13 protein-coding genes are annotated in these 16,838 nt (G+C 57.4%); 8 read left to right on the top strand and 5 right to left on the bottom strand.

Annotated elements, in window-relative coordinates:
• The first annotated feature begins 136 nt into the window (after window positions 1-136).
• The gene (locus K5D32_RS09555) at window positions 137-1,939 is read left to right on the top strand and encodes an acyl-CoA dehydrogenase (RefSeq protein WP_221577081.1); all 1,803 of its coding nucleotides are present in this window, start codon (window positions 137-139) and stop codon (window positions 1,937-1,939) included.
• Here the strand turns inward: K5D32_RS09555 and K5D32_RS09560 are convergent.
• Window positions 1,936-4,233, bottom strand: coding sequence for a dermonecrotic toxin domain-containing protein (locus tag K5D32_RS09560; RefSeq protein ID WP_221600029.1), 2,298 nt, complete (start codon window positions 4,231-4,233; stop codon window positions 1,936-1,938). The two genes, K5D32_RS09555 and K5D32_RS09560, sit on opposite strands and share 4 nt — an antisense overlap.
• A 197-nt stretch (window positions 4,234-4,430) precedes the next feature.
• Here K5D32_RS09560 and K5D32_RS09565 point away from each other — a divergent pair, with 197 nt between their 5' ends.
• The 3 genes from K5D32_RS09565 to selO are packed head-to-tail and all read left to right on the top strand — an operon-like array spanning window position 4,431 to window position 11,111.
• Window positions 4,431-6,173: a potassium/proton antiporter gene (locus tag K5D32_RS09565; protein WP_221600031.1), complete on the top strand. Its 1,743-nt coding sequence runs from the start codon at window positions 4,431-4,433 to the stop codon at window positions 6,171-6,173.
• A gap of 39 nt (window positions 6,174-6,212) precedes the next feature.
• On the top strand, window positions 6,213-9,599 hold the full coding sequence (gene mscK / locus K5D32_RS09570) for a mechanosensitive channel MscK (protein WP_221577084.1): 3,387 nt from the start codon (window positions 6,213-6,215) through the stop codon (window positions 9,597-9,599).
• A gap of 48 nt (window positions 9,600-9,647) precedes the next feature.
• On the top strand, window positions 9,648-11,111 hold the full coding sequence (selO, locus tag K5D32_RS09575) for a protein adenylyltransferase SelO (protein ID WP_221600033.1): 1,464 nt from the start codon (window positions 9,648-9,650) through the stop codon (window positions 11,109-11,111).
• Here selO and K5D32_RS09580 read toward each other — a convergent pair.
• From K5D32_RS09580 to K5D32_RS09590, 3 genes are all read right to left on the bottom strand, one after another.
• Window positions 11,050-11,916: a hypothetical protein gene (locus tag K5D32_RS09580; RefSeq protein WP_221600035.1), complete on the bottom strand. Its 867-nt coding sequence runs from the start codon at window positions 11,914-11,916 to the stop codon at window positions 11,050-11,052. The two genes, selO and K5D32_RS09580, sit on opposite strands and share 62 nt — an antisense overlap.
• Before the next feature lie 25 nt (window positions 11,917-11,941).
• Window positions 11,942-12,751 (bottom strand): hypothetical protein, encoded by an 810-nt coding sequence (locus tag K5D32_RS09585; protein ID WP_221600037.1) that lies wholly within the window; start codon window positions 12,749-12,751, stop codon window positions 11,942-11,944.
• Window positions 12,752-12,826: 75 nt separating this feature from the next.
• On the bottom strand, window positions 12,827-13,273 hold the full coding sequence (locus tag K5D32_RS09590; protein ID WP_221577087.1) for a hypothetical protein: 447 nt from the start codon (window positions 13,271-13,273) through the stop codon (window positions 12,827-12,829).
• A gap of 253 nt (window positions 13,274-13,526) precedes the next feature.
• Here K5D32_RS09590 and K5D32_RS09595 point away from each other — a divergent pair, with 253 nt between their 5' ends.
• On the top strand, window positions 13,527-13,928 hold the full coding sequence (locus tag K5D32_RS09595) for a PAAR domain-containing protein (RefSeq protein ID WP_221577088.1): 402 nt from the start codon (window positions 13,527-13,529) through the stop codon (window positions 13,926-13,928).
• Between the two features lie 43 nt (window positions 13,929-13,971).
• Here the strand turns inward: K5D32_RS09595 and K5D32_RS09600 are convergent, their stop codons facing one another.
• Window positions 13,972-14,751, bottom strand: a complete 780-nt coding sequence (locus tag K5D32_RS09600; protein ID WP_221577089.1) for a ParA family protein — start codon at window positions 14,749-14,751, stop codon at window positions 13,972-13,974.
• Window positions 14,752-15,086: 335 nt separating this feature from the next.
• Here K5D32_RS09600 and K5D32_RS09605 point away from each other — a divergent pair, with 335 nt between their 5' ends.
• From K5D32_RS09605 to K5D32_RS09615, 3 genes are read left to right on the top strand one after another with little or no spacing between them, the layout of a single operon-like run.
• Window positions 15,087-15,806 carry a beta-ketoacyl synthase chain length factor gene (locus tag K5D32_RS09605; protein ID WP_221577090.1) on the top strand — a complete coding sequence of 240 codons (720 nt, stop codon included), beginning with the start codon at window positions 15,087-15,089 and terminating at the stop codon, window positions 15,804-15,806.
• On the top strand, window positions 15,782-16,594 hold the full coding sequence (locus K5D32_RS09610; RefSeq protein ID WP_221560961.1) for a 1-acyl-sn-glycerol-3-phosphate acyltransferase: 813 nt from the start codon (window positions 15,782-15,784) through the stop codon (window positions 16,592-16,594). Before K5D32_RS09605 ends, K5D32_RS09610 begins: the two co-directional genes overlap by 25 nt.
• Complete coding sequence (locus tag K5D32_RS09615) at window positions 16,569-16,829, top strand: phosphopantetheine-binding protein (RefSeq protein ID WP_025258164.1); 261 nt, start codon at window positions 16,569-16,571, stop codon at window positions 16,827-16,829. Before K5D32_RS09610 ends, K5D32_RS09615 begins: the two co-directional genes overlap by 26 nt.
• Window positions 16,830-16,838: the final 9 nt, after the last annotated feature.

Genomic DNA, 16,838 nt, shown 5'->3' on the forward strand with positions numbered 1-16,838 from the left:
AGCTTCAAGCTTTTGACTTGCAGCTTGCCGCTTGTAACTTGCAGCTTTCCCCCCACCATCACCCTTATCAATCATGCTGTGCAGCACTCAATCCCCGGCCTAGACTCTGCCCACTACAAGACAAAGGGTGAAGGTCATGTCCGAGACGCTGCTCAGTTCCCGTAATCTGGCTTTCGAGCTGTATGAAGTGCTGGATGCCGAGGCGCTGACCCGGCGTGAGCGTTTTGCCGAGCACAGTCGCGAGACGTTCGATGCGGCCATCGGTACGGCCCGTACCATTGCCGAGAAGTACTTTGCCCCGCACAACCGCAAGGCCGATGAAAACGAGCCGCGCTACGAGAATGGCGAGGCGGTGCTGATCCCAGAGGTCAAACCTGCGGTGGATGCGTTTCTGGAAGCCGGTTTCCTCAATGCGGCGCGGGACTTCGAGGAAGGCGGCATGCAGTTGCCGACCTTGCTGTCACAAGCCTGCTTTGCTCACTTCCAGGCTGCGAATGCGGGCACCACGGCTTACCCGTTCCTGAGCATGGGCGTGGCGAACCTCATCGAAAGCTTTGGCAGCGACGAGCAAAAGCAGCGTTTCCTGCAACCCATCATCGAAGGCCGTTTTTTCGGCACCATGGCGTTGACCGAGCCTCATGCTGGCTCGTCGCTGTCAGATATCCGCACCCGCGCCGAACCTGCTGCGGATGGCAGCTATCGTTTGCGCGGCAACAAGATTTTCATTTCCGGTGGCGATCACTCGCTGTCGGAAAACATCGTGCATATGGTGCTGGCCAAACTGCCGGACGCGCCTGCCGGTGTGAAAGGTATTTCCCTGTTTATCGTGCCCAAGTTTCTGGTCAATGAAAACGGCAGCAACGGCCCACGCAATGACGTGATTCTGGCCGGCCTGTTTCACAAGATGGGCTGGCGCGGCACCACCTCGACAGCACTGAACTTCGGCGATAACGGGCAATGTGTGGGCTATCTGGTGGGCAAGCCCCATCAGGGCCTGAGCTACATGTTCCAGATGATGAACGAAGCGCGGATTGGCGTGGGCATGGGTGCAATCATGCTCGGTTATGCAGGTTATCTGTATTCTCTGGACTACGCCCGTGAACGCCCGCAAGGACGACTGCCCGATAACCGGGACCCGCAGAGCGCACCCGTGCCGATCATTCAGCACGCCGATGTCAGGCGCATGCTGCTGACGCAAAAAGCCTACGTGGAAGGTGCCTTCGATCTCGGCTTATATAGCGCTCGTCTGTTCGACGATACCCGCACCGGCGAAACCGAAGAGCTGCGGCGCCAGGCCCATGAACTGCTCGACCTGCTGACGCCCATCGTCAAATCCTGGCCTTCGGAGTTCTGCCTGAAAGCCAACGAACTGGCGATCCAGATTCTGGGTGGCCATGGTTATACCCGCGAATATCCGGTGGAGCAGTATTACCGCGATAACCGCCTTAACCCGATCCACGAGGGCACCCACGGCATCCAGTCGCTGGATCTGCTGGGGCGCAAGCTGGCGCAGAATAAGGGGGCCGGGCTCAAACAGTTGATTCGCCTGATTGCCGACACCACCAAACGAGCCAGCGCCCACGAAAACCTCGACGCCTTGCGCCAACCGCTGGAGCAACTGGTGACGCGTCTGCAAACCGTGACCGTTGGTTTGTTGACCGATCTGGCACAGGGCAAGGTCAGTACCACGCTCGCCAATTCGGCGCTCTACCTGAAAGTGTTCGGCCATACCGTCATCGGCTGGCGCTGGCTGGAACAGGCCATTCGCGCCACAGAGGGACTGGCCCGAAACAATTCGGCCGATACCGATTTCTATCAAGGCAAGTTGCAGGCAGCCCGGTACTTCCTGACCTGGGAAGTACCGGGCTGCAATCATGAACTGGCGTTGCTGGAGATCCGTGATGATGCCTGCCTGGGCATGCAAGCCGACTGGTTCTAGAAACTCAGCCCCAACGAGTCATGGGGAAAGAACCGGTCCACCAGTCGTCGACCTTGCTCTGCGAGCTTTGTCGCATAGCGCTCGCGAGTAAAGGGCTCGCCGGTACGCAAGTCATAGAGCTTGTGCCATATCTTGGGCGAGGCGATTTCAATCAGGCGCACCTTGATGAACCGGTAATGGGGGCCGAACACCTGATGGATGTCATCGATCAGGAAGTAGCGGCCCGGCAGGAAAATCGACTCGGCTTCATCAGGTTCGGTGGAAAACGGCGCAACAGGGGTTGCACCCAGATAGTTTTTGGCGGGCAACTCATAAACCACGGAGGTGTCGTTAAAACTGACGGGCACACCTTTCTGGGCAAAGCTGGCTGAATGCTCACCCGCCTGAGTGCTGCAAAAAACCCGCGCCACATAAGGATTTTCGCTGAACGACAAGATATCGGTACTGACCAACACATCGCCACTCTTGACCTGCCCATCACGAAAAAAGCGCCCCGAGGTGCCACGCAGCTCACTGCCACCACGGTAGAGCGTGACGCTGTTGTCGAAACCTACAGTGTGCAAGTCATCGGCCAGCTCATCGATCAGGTCCACTTGCTCCGGTCCGGTTGAAATGCCAGTACGCAGGTATTGGTTGAAGGACATGTCCGTGTCCGAATACAGCGGGATACGTCCACCCACATACTGGCCGTCAGGCTTTTTGTAGATGCGATGCATATCACCCCACTCGTCGATATACACCGGATGCCCCTGTAGATCCTGCGCAATCAGATCGTTCGGGCTCAACTGCGGCACATGCATGAGGGTTTTCTGACGCGCCAGAGCCACCTGCGACAGGCGCTTTTCCTCGGCAATATTGAGCTGCATATAAATGCTCCAGAAAGACGAGTGAACGTTTATCAGCTCTGCGGGGTGCAATGAAGGATTGTGTTCGATAAGCGCAATGGTTTGCGGGGCATTGGGTAAAACCGCACTGCCAACGCTTCGGTTGCCCGCGCCCGCCCTGCTCATACCCACCAGGATGGTGAGATTGGATACCAGATGCAGCACACCGAAAACAGAACGGATGAGCCCGGCCTTGCGCTGTCGGGAGTCGCGGGCATTGAGGGCCTGATCAAGACTGGCCCCGACCATGAGCAAAGCCATCGGCCAACCCAGTGGAGCCTGAGCGGCTGATGTATGGGTGAACGCATTCAGGTAGCCAAGCCATATCGGCCTGCGCAAGCGGGTGTCGGAGGTCAGCAATATCTGCGAATCACCCCGCATCTGCTCTCTGGCGAGCCCGCGCAGGTAGGCAAAAACATCACCTTTGATCGCAAAATCGCTGCTGTTGATCAGGGTTTGCCCCGCCACCCAGGGCGTGTCCAGAATCTGCCGGGCATGCTCATCGAAGTCCCCTGCGTACAATTGCCGACGCTCAGCCGAGCGAATGAAAAACTGTTTGAAGATGGCTGCTGCTGGGGAGGTATCGAGCAATCGCTCCTGCACCCATTCATACAGCGCTTTATCCGAGGCAAATACATGGAAGGCATTGGTATCGCCGGGCAGATAGAGAAATTGCTGCCCCGTGCCATCAATGATGCGAAAGCTCTCGGTGCATGCATAGCCTCCGATATCGAAGGTGCGCAAGGTCAGCCCGGCTCTCGGGGTCACACCTGCTCGCAACGTCTCGAAGGTCATGACAGGCTGCAGCTGGCCGATGACCGTTTCAGTAACGAGCTTGAACTGCTCGATGCTCAAGCGCCCCTTGAGCATTTGCGAACCGGCAGATGCCAAAAACGCGGAGCGGGCCAGGGTGCAGAAATTCTCCCGGTGCAGCGCCCAGAAACGCTCCATTCTGGCGGTGAAAAGCCGATTGAAATCCAGCGTCCAGAAATCATCGAGAGTTTGTCGGGGAAGCACGGCAACTTCGTTGCGCTCGTCGAACCACAACTGTTGCGGCCCGCCGCGATAGAAACCGCCGTAGGATGAAGGTTCATCGCTAGCGCTCAGATCTTCAACGCTGAAACGACGAATCATCAGTTCGACAAAAGTCATCGACTCCACTGGCGGCCCGGAATGCTGCCAGCCGGTGAAGGTTTTCAAACTGCTCACCGCTGTGGCAAAGCGATGCCAATAGACAGTGTCCGGGTCCAGCGATTGGCCGGTCAGCCTGACCAGCAGCTTGCGGGCTTCTGCATAGGCAAGGCCGTGGATGTCCGGGTAATCGTCGATAAACGCACGAGCGATGGTCTTGAGGCGATGCTCGTCTCTGCCAATCGCGATTTGGGTAACGTCAGCGGTAGATGTGGGCATGACTTTCTTTTCCTGTAGGAGACAAGCCATGCACGTGAGCAGACAGCGAAATTGTAAGGCGTTAATTATTTATAGGATTTGTCTGTAACCTTTTTTGACAGCCAGCCAATTCAACAGGTTAGAATCCCTTGGCACGCGGACTGCATGGTCAGTTTGCGTCCTGCCTGTTTATAACGTTCATATCTGGAGTACCGCCCTTGGATGCCACGACCATCAACAGCCTGTTCCTGATCGGCGCGTTGCTGGTGGGCGCAAGTATTCTGGTCAGTTCTCTGTCTTCACGCCTCGGCATCCCGATTCTCGTCATTATTCTTGCCGTTGGCATGGTGGCCGGGGTCGATGGCGGCGGGATCATCTTCGACAACTATGCCACTGCGTATCTGGTGGGCAACCTGGCCCTGGCGGTGATCCTGCTAGACGGTGGCCTGCGTACCAGAGTCGCCAGCTTCCGGGTCGCGTTATGGCCCGCATTGTCGCTGGCAACGGTCGGGGTCCTGATTACCACCGGGCTGACCGGTATGGTCGCGGCATGGCTGTTCGATCTGAACATGATCCAGGGCCTGCTGATCGGCGCAATCGTCGGCTCCACCGATGCCGCGGCGGTGTTCTCGCTGCTGGGCGGCAAGGGCCTGAACGAGCGGGTGACCGCCAGCCTGGAAATCGAATCCGGCAGTAACGACCCGATGGCGGTGTTCCTGACTGTAACCCTGATCGGCATGCTCGCCAGCGGCCAGACCGGCCTGCACTTGGGATTGGTGGGGCATCTGATTCAGGAATTCGGTATCGGCAGCTTCATCGGCCTGGGTGGCGGCTGGCTGATGCTGCAACTGGTCAACCGCATCAATCTGGCAGCCGGGCTGTATCCGATTCTGGTCATCGCTGGTGGTCTGGCGGTCTTTGCCCTGACCAACGCCATTCACGGCAGCGGCTTCCTGGCCGTTTACCTGTGCGGTCTGGTGCTGGGCAACCGGCCAATCCGCAGCCGCCACGGCATTCTGCACATGCTCGACGGCATGGCCTGGCTCGCGCAGATCGGCATGTTCCTGGTGTTGGGCCTGCTGGTCACACCCCACGACCTGTTGCCTATCGCCATACCGGCCCTGGGCCTGGCGTTGTGGATGATTCTGGTGGCGCGCCCGCTTTCGGTGATGGTCGGCCTGCTGCCGTTCAAGGCGTTCCATGGCCGTGAAAAGGCGTTCATTGCCTGGGTCGGCCTGCGCGGCGCGGTTCCGATCATTCTGGCGGTGTTCCCGCTGATGGCCGGCCTGCCCAATGCGCAGCTGTACTTCAACCTCGCATTCTTCATCGTTCTGGTTTCGCTGTTGCTGCAAGGCACCAGCCTGCCGTGGATGGCAAAACTGTTGAAAGTCACGGTTCCGCCTGATCCGGCACCGATTACCCGCTCGGCGCTGGAAGTGCATGTCACCAGTGAATGGGAGCTGTTCGTCTATCGCCTGGGGGCTGAAAAATGGTGCATCGGCGCGGCCCTGCGCGAATTGAAAATGCCCGAAAACACCCGTATTGCGGCGTTGTTCCGCAATCAGCAACTGCTCCACCCTTCCGGCAGTACCACGCTGGAAGTAGGCGACATGCTGTGCGTGATCGGTCACGAACATGATCTTCCGGCGCTGGGCAAGCTGTTCAGCCAGGCACCGCAGCGCGGCCTGGACCTGCGCTTCTTCGGCGACTTCGTCCTTGAAGGCGATGCGCAACTGGGTGCCGTTGCGGCGTTGTATGGCCTCAAGCTCGACGGTCTGGATACAAATATGCCGCTCAGCCAGTTCATCATCCAGAAGAATCGCGGTGAGCCCGTCGTGGGCGACCAGATCGAATGGAATGGAACTATTTGGACTGTTGCGGTGATGGAAGGGAACAAGATCCTCAAAGTCGGCGTCAGATTCCCCGAAGGAAGCCGCCCGGGTCCCGGATTGTTCCTTTAAACTGCCAATCCACTCCGTTTTATCAAGCGACCGGTGTCTATGTTTTCGCTGCGTGCATTCTTTGCTGTCACTCTGCTCGGGCTTTGCCTTTCCACTTTCCCGGCGTTGGCGGCTGACCCGCCAACCAGTGCAGCCGTGCAGCAAAGCCTGGACAAGATCGCCGACCGTAAACTGCCGGAGGCCGATCAGAAGGCCCTGCAGCAGGTGCTTGAACAAACCCTCGCGTTTCTGGCCAGTCAGCAGGACAGCCAGGAGAAACTCGCCGCGCTCAAGCAGCAGTTGAATCAGGCTCCCAAACAGACCACCGAGAACCAGCGTGAACTGAGCCGCCTGAAAGAAAGCAGAGTCATTCCTGTTGCCCAGCGCTATGGCAACCTTGACGTGCCGCAACTCGAGCAGATGCTCAGCCAGCGCAGCACTCAGCAAAGCGACCTGCAAAAGGCCCTCAACGAAGCCAACAGCCTGACCATCACCGCACAGACGCGGCCGGAAAGAGCCCAGGCGGAAATCAGCGCCAACCAGACCCGCATCCAGCAAATCAACGCCACGCTCAAGCTGGGCAAGGATAACGGCAAAACCCTCAACGCCGACCAGCGCAACATGCTCAATGCCGAACTGGCTTCGATCAATGCGTTGAACCTGCTGCGCCGCCAGGAACTGGCCGGCAACAGCCAGCTTCAGGATCTGGGCAACAGCCAGCATGACCTGCTGACCGAGAAAGTGACCCGTCAGGAGCAGGAAATCCAGGATCTGCAGACCCTGATCAACGACAAGCGCCGCGCCCAGTCCCAGAAAACCGTGGCAGAGCTGTCCCTGGAAGCGCAAAAGGCAGGCAGCAGCAGCCTGCTGGCCACTGAAAGCGCGGCCAACCTCAAGCTGTCCGACTATTTGCTGCGCGGCACTGATCGCCTCAATGAGCTGACCCAGCAGAACCTCAAGACCAAGCAGCAACTGGACAACCTGACCCAGACCGATCAGGCCCTGAGCGAACAGATCAACGTTCTGAGTGGCAGCCTGCTGCTGTCCAAGATTCTCTACAAACAGAAGCAGGCCCTGCCCCATCTACAACTGGACAAAGGCCTGGCCGACGAAATCGCCAACATTCGCCTGTACCAGTTCGAGGTCAATCAGCAGCGTGAACAGATGAGCAGCCCTTCGGCCTACGTCGAAAAACTGCTGGCGACCCAACCGCCCGAAGACATCACCCCGCAACTGCGCAAGACCCTGCTGGATCTGGCCATTACCCGCAGCGATCTGCTGGAACGCCTGAACCGCGAACTCAGCGCCCTGCTCAACGAATCCATTACCCTGCAACTGAACCAGAAACAGCTGACCAGCACTGCCTTGAGCCTGCGCGCCACGCTGGACGAGCAGATGTTCTGGATCCCCAGCAACAAGCCGCTCGATCTGGAATGGTTCCAGAACATCTGGCCACGCCTGACCAAGCAACTCGCCACACTTCCCTGGACATCCAGCCTCAGCGAACTGTCCGACGGGCTGACCCAACGTCCGCTGCTGTTCCTGCCGCTGCTGGTGCTGATCGGTGTCCTGACATGGCGACGCAAGGCGCTTTATCAGAAGCTGGGCCGGTTGCACTCCGATATCGGCCACTTCAAACGTGACAGCCAGTGGAAAACGCCTCTGGCCCTGCTGATCAACGTGCTGCTGGCCTTGCCTGTGGCGCTGGGCCTGGCCTTGTGCGGCTACGCCCTGCAGATCGATGCCCGCGGGCAGAACGCCAATCTGGGCGAAGCATTGCTGCAGATTGCCTTGACCTGGCTGGTGTTCTACACGGCCTATCGCGTACTGGCACCGGCCGGCGTTGCGCAACTGCATTTCCGCTGGGAAACGGCCCAGGTGGAATTCCTGCGTGGCTGGGTTCGTCGGCTGGGGCTGGTGGTGCTGGCACTGGTGGCAGTGGTCGCCGTTGCGGAACACCAACCGGCTGCACTGGCTGACGATGTGCTGGGCATTGGCGTGGTACTGACCTGCTACGCCTTGATGGCCTGGCTGCTCAGCCGCCTGCTGCTCTCCAGCCCGACTCATCACAACGCTTCGCTGTTCCGCAAAGCCGTCGGTCTTGCGTTCACGGCTCTGCCAATTGCGCTGTTTCTGGCGGTCTGCTTCGGTTACTACTACACCGCGCTGAAACTCAGCGACCGCCTGATCGATACCTTGTACCTGATCATGCTCTGGCTGGTGACAGAGGCCACCTTCGTGCGCGGCCTGAGCGTTGCCGCGCGCCGCCTGGCTTACCAGCGCGCCCTGGCCAAGCGTCAGGCCGCACGGGAAAGCGGTGACGGCGAAATCGCGATAGAAGAACCGAAGCTGGACATCGAGCAGGTCAACCAACAGTCGCTGCGCCTGATTCGCCTGGCCTTGCTGGGCGGCTTCATCGGCGGGCTCTATCTGGTCTGGGCCGACCTGATCACGGTGTTCGCGTACCTGGACAACATCACCCTGTACGAATACACCAGCGGCACGGGTGCCAACATCAGCATGGTGCCTATCAGCCTCGGCGACATGATCGGCGCACTGGTGATCATCGGCATCACGTTCGTGCTGGCGGGCAACCTGCCAGGCCTGCTGGAAGTTCTGGTGCTGTCACGCCTGAATCTGGCGCAAGGCAGTGCCTATGCCACGACCACGCTGCTGTCCTACGCCATTGCCGGCATCGGCTTCGTTTCCACCCTCTCGACCCTGGGCGTGAGCTGGGACAAGCTGCAATGGCTGGTGGCCGCACTGTCGGTCGGCCTGGGTTTCGGCATGCAGGAAATTTTCGCGAACTTCATCTCCGGCATCATGATCCTGTTCGAGCGCCCGGTGCGGATCGGCGACACCATCACCATCGGCAACCTGTCGGGTACGGTCAGCAAGATCCGCATCCGCGCCACGACCATCACCGACTTTGACCGCAAGGACATCATCGTCCCGAACAAGACCTTTATCACCGGCCAGCTCATCAACTGGTCGCTGACCGACACCATCACCCGCGTCACCCTGAAACTGGGCGTGGATTACGGCTCGGACCTGGACCTGGTTCGCACCCTGCTGCTCCAGGCCGCCCGCGACAACCCTCGCGTACTGAAGGAACCGGAACCGATCGTCTATTTCCTGAACTTCGGCGAAAGCACACTGGACCACGAGCTGCGCATGCATGTGCGCGACCTTGGCGACCGTAACCCCGTGCTGGACGAGATCAACCGCTTCATCAACCGTGAGTTCAAGAAGCAGAAAATCAACATCTCGTTCCGCCAGGTAGAGGTCTATCTCAAGAATCTCCATGGCCAGGAATACAAGATGGTGCCCATCGAAAACGCCGACAAGACCATCCTGCCTGTCGAGCCTGCGACGCCGCCGGTCACCACCAAAGTGAAGCCTGCACCCAAAGATGCACCCGAGCCGCCTGAACTCAGACTCGACTGACAGGGTTAATCCCAGCAGAATGCTCGGACATTCTGCTGGAGATGGCCCGTGAAAGCCCTCGACGAACTCATCTTCGACAACCGCTTCGCCCGACTGGGCGATGTGTTTTCAACATTCGTCCTGCCTGAGCCCATCGAAGAACCGCGCCTGGTAGTTGCCAGCAAGTCGGCTCTGGCACTTCTGGATCTTGACCCGGCCCAGGCCGAACTCCCCTTGTTCGCCGAAATATTCAGCGGTCACAAGCTCTGGAGCGATGCCGATCCACGGGCAATGGTCTATTCCGGCCATCAGTTCGGCTCCTACAACCCAAGGTTGGGAGACGGACGCGGCCTGTTGCTGGGTGAGGTCTATAACGACGCAGGCGAACATTGGGACCTGCACCTCAAGGGTGCTGGCCGCACGCCTTATTCACGCATGGGCGACGGGCGCGCCGTATTGCGCTCCTCGATCCGTGAATTCCTGGCCTCTGAAGCCCTTCACGCACTGGGCATTCCCACCAGCCGGGCAGCCTGCGTGATCGGCTCAAGCACGCCGGTATGGCGCGAAACCCAGGAACGAGCGGCGATGGTTTTGCGGCTGGCTCCAAGCCATATCCGCTTCGGCAGCCTTGAATATTTCTACTACACCAAGCAGCCGGATCGCCTTAAAGAACTGGGCGAGCATGTACTGGCCATGCACTATCCGCAGTGCCTGGAACAACCTGAGCCTTACTTGGCGATGTTCCGGGAAATTGTCGAGCGCAACGCCGAACTGATCGCAAAATGGCAGGCCTATGGCTTTTGCCATGGCGTGATGAACACCGACAACATGTCGATCATGGGCATCACCTTCGACTTCGGCCCGTTCGCCTTTCTGGACGACTTCGACGAGCACTTCATCTGCAACCACTCCGACCACGAAGGCCGCTACTCCTTCAGCAATCAAGTGCCTATCGCGCAGTGGAACCTCAGCGCACTGGCTCAAGCCCTGACGCCCTTCATCAGCATCGAAGCCCTGCGCGAAACCATCGGCCTGTTCCTGCCGCTCTATCAGGCCCACTACCTGGACCTCATGCGCCGCCGACTGGGCCTGACCCGCGCCGAAGACGAGGATGACAAACTGATCAGCCGCCTCCTGCAACTGATGCAGAACAGCGGCGTCGATTACACCCTGTTCTTCCGCCGTCTGGGCGACGAACCCGCCGCCGATGCACTGCGCACACTGCGCGACGACTTTGTCGACATCAAGGGTTTCGACAGTTGGGCCGAAAGCTATCAGGCGCGTCAGACCAGAGAAGAAAACGGCACCGAGCAGGACCGCCAGACACGCATGCACGCCGTCAATCCGCTCTACATCCTGCGCAACTACCTGGCGCAAAACGCAATCGAAGCGGCAGAAAAAGGCGACTACACAGAAGTCCGCCGCCTGCATGAAGTGCTCTGCAACCCCTTCACCGAACAACTCGGCATGACTAACTACGCGCAACGCCCGCCGGATTGGGGGAAGCACCTGGAGATAAGCTGCTCGTCTTGATCCCGGGCCCTGAAGCAACCGGGGTTTCGGCTTCCTTGGCGTCCGGAGTCTTTTCCTTCGCCTTGTCGTCCTTGCCGGGAATTGCGCCTGCCAGAATTTCAAATAGCGTTAAGAGTCGTTCGTCTTGCTTGGGGCCGGCGGCTGCCTCAAGCATCCAAGCCTCTGTTTGAGCCTCATAATCTTCGGGGTATCGGGATTGCTCGATCAGAGGAAGAGAGCGGTAATGGGCCAAATGTTCGGCATAAAAAACATGAGACTTTTGAGTAAAATCACCTTGCTGACTTCGATTGCCCATATTTGTTGCCCACCCCAGCTCAATTTCCCATGCTCCACGATAGGCCGCATGCCTTTCATGCAAGGTGAAGGTGTCGCCCTCATCGTAAGCAATCACCGTCAATTGCTCATATAACAAACCGGCAAAAGGATTTCTGGCACTGGGATCACGATGCATATCGCGAATCACATACTCCACCGCCTGCCGATCTCGCTCCCTCAGGACGGGGTCATTTATTGTGGCGTCAGGTAAAACCTGCATTGCATCAGCGCGAAAATAGGGCACGGCATCGAACTGAGCGCGCAATGTGCTCGCCAGACTTCCCAGTTGACTGCGGGTCAGCGATTGATCACGCGCCTCAGCTCGGGCAGCACTTTCGCTTAGCTGGCGAGACAGTATCGATATATTGGTCGCGGGCGAAGGTGCTGGAACTTCGGCAACCGCATCGATATCTGGAGTAGCAACTGTTTTTATCGATGATATCGGCGTGACGGGTAAAGGTGCAGTATGAACTTCAATATTTTTTATCATATACAGCTCCCGATTATTGGCGAGACTAACGATGAGAAGCGTCCTCCGAAGTTGAAGTGCTAGAGTCTTGTTCTTTTGAGGCATCCACTTTGTCATCCTTACCAGGTATTGCGCCTGCCAGAATTTCAAATAGCGTTAAGAGTCGTTCGTCTTGCTTGGGGCCGGCGGCGGCTTCGAGCATCCAGCCTTCAATTTTGGCTTCGTAATCTTCGGGGTATTGAGCTTGCTCGATCAGAGGAAGAGACCGGTAATGGGCCAAATGCTCGGCATGAAAGACATGAGGTTGATGGGTGAACGCCCCTTGCTGGCTTTCATGACCGATATTAAAGCGCCACGCCTCTTCAATCCTCCTTGCACCACGAAAAGCAGCATGCCTTTCATGCAAGGTGAAGGTGTCGCCCTCATCGTAAGCAATCACCGTCAATTGCTCATATGACAGACCGGCAAAAGGATTTCTGGCGCTGGGATCACGCTGCATATCGCGAATCACATATTCCACCGCCTGACGATCTCGCTCTCTCAGGAAGGGGTCATTTATTGTGGCGTCCGGCAAAACACTCATAGCATCACTACGATCATAAGGCACGGAACCAAAGTGAGCCTGGAATCTGAGTGCAAGATCTCCCAACGCCTGGCGGCTAAGCGATTGATCCCGAACCTCGGCCCGGGCGGCACTTTCGCTAAGCTGGCGAGACAGTATCGATATATTGGCTGTATCGGGCGAAGGTGATGAAACTTCGGCAGCCGCATCGATACTTGGAGTAGCAACTGCTTTTATCGCTGGTATCGGCGTGACGGGTAAAGGTGTCGCGTGAGTTTCTATACTGCTTATCATATACAGCCCTCTCTTTGAGGAAGGAAACTCGTACCGAAAATAGTGCCCTGTTCCCGGTACGAAAACCGGAAGCCCCTATCTCATGACAAATTCAACCGTCCATTCATGCGTAGAGCTGTTGACAGAAACTATTCTGGCATCACAACGCGCACCACCACTTGCCACAGCCTCCTTGATCCACTTCGGCGCTCTTACCCCACGGGTATGAGCCATGATGTAAGTCGATTTGAACTTGCACTGTTTACTGCCTGCTCTGTAGCGAACAAAGGCATGACTGGCATCAGGAGAAAGACGACCCTGAACAACATACTTATCCGTAGCGCCTGCTGAAACACTATTTAGCGGCGCTGACCTTGCAAAACTCCTGGTCAACCCCTCATTACTATCAATGGGACTATATACCGCAGGCGACGAACCACTATTCTTGAAAACAACCGTCACCGACGGTCCTGCCTGCGCCATACCTGCTGCAATAAATGCGGCAACAGCCACGCCCCTTTTAATAACTTTTAGACTTTTCATTCCTTGATACCTTTTTTGTTAGTTCCTGCAAAAAAGGTTAAAGACACCGAGCGCTTCGTTCAACTACCCGATCGGATAACCCGAAAGGATAGGTTTTTCGCATAAAAATACTCTGTAGGAGCGAATTAATTCGCGAACAAAACAGAATTCACTTATTTATTTGTAGGACTCTTCCTTAATATTAATTATTGCCCCCTAAAACAGAGTTTTGCGCCTAATCTCTGCACTTTCCAAAAGACAGAGAAAGCAGGTCATGTCATTTTTAGTCAGGGAAGGCGATCCAACCACCACGGGTGGTTTCGTGCTGTCAGCGTCAGCAACAGAATTGATAGATGAGCGCAGGGTGGCGCGCATGGGCGATCCAGTGTGGTGCCCGGCATGCAAGAGCGTGGGCTACATCGCCCAGGGGAATCCGACCTATATCAATGGCTGTGTTGCCGTCGCCACGCACGGGCATGAGGTGAAATGCGGATGCCGACCTGGCGACAATCGACTGACAGCCTCTCAGGAACATTCCAGGGCCGACATGGAGGCGACCATCAGCATTCCAACGGAAATGGCCGAAAAGGCGCTGATGAATGCCGAGCAGATCATCAGCTCGATCAAGGCCGGTACCTTTTCTTCCCCGCTATTCAAATCCGATGCGCCGGGCTAATACCTCCTGGAATGGGGTCTTGCCCCCCCATTCCGGTCCATCTTCAAGCCTGAGCTCTGGTTTCCAGCCAATGGTGCAGGTCAACGAATTGCTGCGTCAGCTTGTGGCGAGGATCGAAATGAATCAAAGGTGTGCTGGCATGATGCGACTCGCGCATTTTCACCGAGGCGCTGAGATGAATCGGCAAGACCGGCAGTCCCTCGGCAATCAGTTCGTCGATCATTTGCTGGGGCAGGCTGGCACGAGGCTGGAACTGGTTGACGATAATCCCTTCCACTTCAAGGCCGTCGTTATGATCTTCCTTGAGTTCCTCGACTTCATGCAGCAATCCGTAAAGGGCCTGGCGCGAAAAGCTGTCGCAATCGAAGGGAATGAGTACACGGTCAGCCGCGATCAGTGCCGAAACGGCATAGAAGTTCAGCGCTGGCGGGGTATCCAGATAAATGCGCTCGTAATCCTCGCTCAATTCATCCAGCAGTTTTCGCAGCTTGTTGATCTTGTGCTTGGCCTCAAGCTTGGGCTGAAGGTCAGCCAGCTCTGCGGTCGCGGTCACCACATGCAGGTTGTCGTAAGGCGTTTCATAGATATCGACATGATTCTTCCTGCCAAACGGTGCGGAAGAAAGCGTCTGCTTGAAGAACTCGGCAATCCCCATCGGAATATCGTTGCCCGTCAGGCCGGTGAGGTATTGGGTCGAATTAGCCTGGGCATCCAGATCAATCAACAGGGTTCGATAACCTTCGCTGGCGCTGACAGCTGCCAGATTGCAGGCGATGCTGGACTTGCCGACACCCCCTTTCTGATTGAACACCACGCGACGCATGCAATAACTCCTTGCTCAGTGAAGAAACAACCCGCAAAGCCGATAAAGGATTCGCAGGAAGTCCGAGTCTAGGCAATACATATGACAAGGGCGAGTTTTCCACAAGACAAGAGTCCATAGAGGCCTCGCACACCTGCAATATGACCGTGATAAAGCATCAAAAAGCGCCAATAGACGTAAAAAAAGCGCCTACAAACAAATAATGTGTAACAAATTTGCTACTCATACGGGCCATCAGGATAATGCGCGCAGTCAGTCAAAATGACGCACCAAGGCTGATATCGCTCGCCTGAAGCAGCAGCAAGAAGTAGCCCGCAGGGGCGGGAAGAGAAGTTGTGATCACATTCAACATCGCACAATGGCGCGCCTGGGCTCCTGGCCTGGCAAGCGTGGACGACTGGCAGCAGTGGAGCCGGAATCCAACGCTTTTACAAAGCAGCGATGCCGCACCGGACGTCTCTTTTCTTCCCGCCATGCAGCGCAGGCGCCTGAGCAGAATGGCGCGTATGGCATTCACCGTTGGCTGGCCATTGGCTGAAGGTCATGAACGACTGCCTCTGGTATTCGTGTCGCGCCATGGGGAAACGCCCCGCACCTTTGACATCTTGCGCGACCTTGCGGCAAACGAGCCGCTATCTCCGACACAATTCAGCCTTTCCGTACACAACGCGGTGATTGGGCTGTGGTCGATCATGCGTGGAGAAACCTGCGAAATGACCGCCCTGGCCGCGGCAGGCGACGGTCTGGAACACGGGATTTTCGAAGCCGTCACGCTGTTGGCCGAAGGCAGCAGCGCCGTGCTGGTGGTGGTGACCGAAGAACAACCACCGCAAGCCTATGCCCAATGGATCGATGACGTGCCCTTTCCCTATGCCGTTGGCCTGCTGCTGACCAGGGGTAATGACTGGCAGTTGTCTCTGGGCGGCGATGCCCAAGCCATCGAGCGTACCCAATGGCCCCACGCCCTGAATTTGTTACGCGCTCTGAACACCAACCAATCCGTTTGCCAACATCCCTGGAATAACCGGTTATGGAACTGGCAACGCAACCTCTGAAGAAAGGCCGGGATGCCTACTATTGGCGTCTGCTGGCGACCGGAATCAGTTTTGTCCTGTTCGGTTTGAGCGGGCTGTGCCTGCGCCTGTTCGTTTTTCCGTTGCTGGGTTGCCTGCCAGGGGACAAGGCCAGCCATCAGCGTCGTGCCCGACGTACCATCAGCCGTCTGTTCTGGCTGTTTATCCGCATCATGGCGCGCATGGGTGTCCTGACCTATGACGTACAAGGCGCCGACCGCCTTGGTCGCCCAGGGCAGATGATCATCGCCAACCATCCTTCGCTGATCGATGTGGTGTTCCTGATCGGGCTGGTGCGCGATGCCAATTGTGTGGTCAAGCGCAGCCTGTGGGACAACCCCTGCACGCGCGGCCCCGTTCGCTCCACAGGCTACATAAGCAACGACGGCAGCATGGACATGCTCGACGCGGCCGTCGATCGCCTGCAGACAGGCCAGACCCTGATCATTTTCCCGGAAGGCACCCGGACCCAGCCGGGCATGGCGCCCGCCTTTCACCGCGGTGCAGCCGCTATCGCCCTGCGCGGTGCCAGCATGATTACCCCGGTCATCATCCAGGTCAGCCCGACCACCCTGACCAAGGCCGAGCCCTGGTACCGGATCCCCCAACGCCGCGTGCATTTCACCCTGCGCGTCGGCGAAGACATCGATCCCGACAGCTTTGCTGCACTTGGCCCGCCGCCGCTGGCGTCGCGCAAACTCAACGATTACCTGCATGCGTATTTCATCAAGGAGCTCGCCATAGATGAGCGATCTACACCGGGACATTAAGCAACTGATCATCGATGCCCTGGGCCTCGAAGACATCACACCCCACGACATAGGCAACGATCAGATTCTCTTTGGCGAAGGCCTGGGACTGGACTCGGTCGATGCACTGGAACTGGGGCTGGCGATTCAGAAGCGCTACGGCATCAAGATCGATGCCGATGCAAAAGACACTCGCAATCACTTCACCTGCGTGGACAGCCTTGCGGCCTTCGTCAGCGCCAGACAATCGGCCTGAGGACTGAAC

Origin of the sequence: Pseudomonas cichorii (genome assembly GCF_019719005.1) — a bacterium.
GTDB lineage: Bacteria > Pseudomonadota > Gammaproteobacteria > Pseudomonadales > Pseudomonadaceae > Aquipseudomonas > Aquipseudomonas cichorii_E.

Excerpts from the sequence above, each read along its gene's own strand:
- K5D32_RS09555 (WP_221577081.1), top strand. The coding sequence starts at position 137 with ATGTCCGAGACGCTGCTCAGTTCCCGTAATCTGGCTTTCGAGCTGTAT.
- K5D32_RS09560 (WP_221600029.1), bottom strand. The coding sequence starts at position 4,233 with ATGCCCACATCTACCGCTGACGTTACCCAAATCGCGATTGGCAGAGAC.
- mscK (WP_221577084.1), top strand. The coding sequence starts at position 6,213 with ATGTTTTCGCTGCGTGCATTCTTTGCTGTCACTCTGCTCGGGCTTTGC.
- K5D32_RS09580 (WP_221600035.1), bottom strand. The coding sequence starts at position 11,916 with ATGATAAAAAATATTGAAGTTCATACTGCACCTTTACCCGTCACGCCG.
- K5D32_RS09585 (WP_221600037.1), bottom strand. The coding sequence starts at position 12,751 with ATGATAAGCAGTATAGAAACTCACGCGACACCTTTACCCGTCACGCCG.
- K5D32_RS09590 (WP_221577087.1), bottom strand. The coding sequence starts at position 13,273 with ATGAAAAGTCTAAAAGTTATTAAAAGGGGCGTGGCTGTTGCCGCATTT.
- K5D32_RS09595 (WP_221577088.1), top strand. The coding sequence starts at position 13,527 with ATGTCATTTTTAGTCAGGGAAGGCGATCCAACCACCACGGGTGGTTTC.
- K5D32_RS09600 (WP_221577089.1), bottom strand. The coding sequence starts at position 14,751 with ATGCGTCGCGTGGTGTTCAATCAGAAAGGGGGTGTCGGCAAGTCCAGC.
- K5D32_RS09610 (WP_221560961.1), top strand. The coding sequence starts at position 15,782 with ATGGAACTGGCAACGCAACCTCTGAAGAAAGGCCGGGATGCCTACTAT.
- K5D32_RS09615 (WP_025258164.1), top strand. The coding sequence starts at position 16,569 with ATGAGCGATCTACACCGGGACATTAAGCAACTGATCATCGATGCCCTG.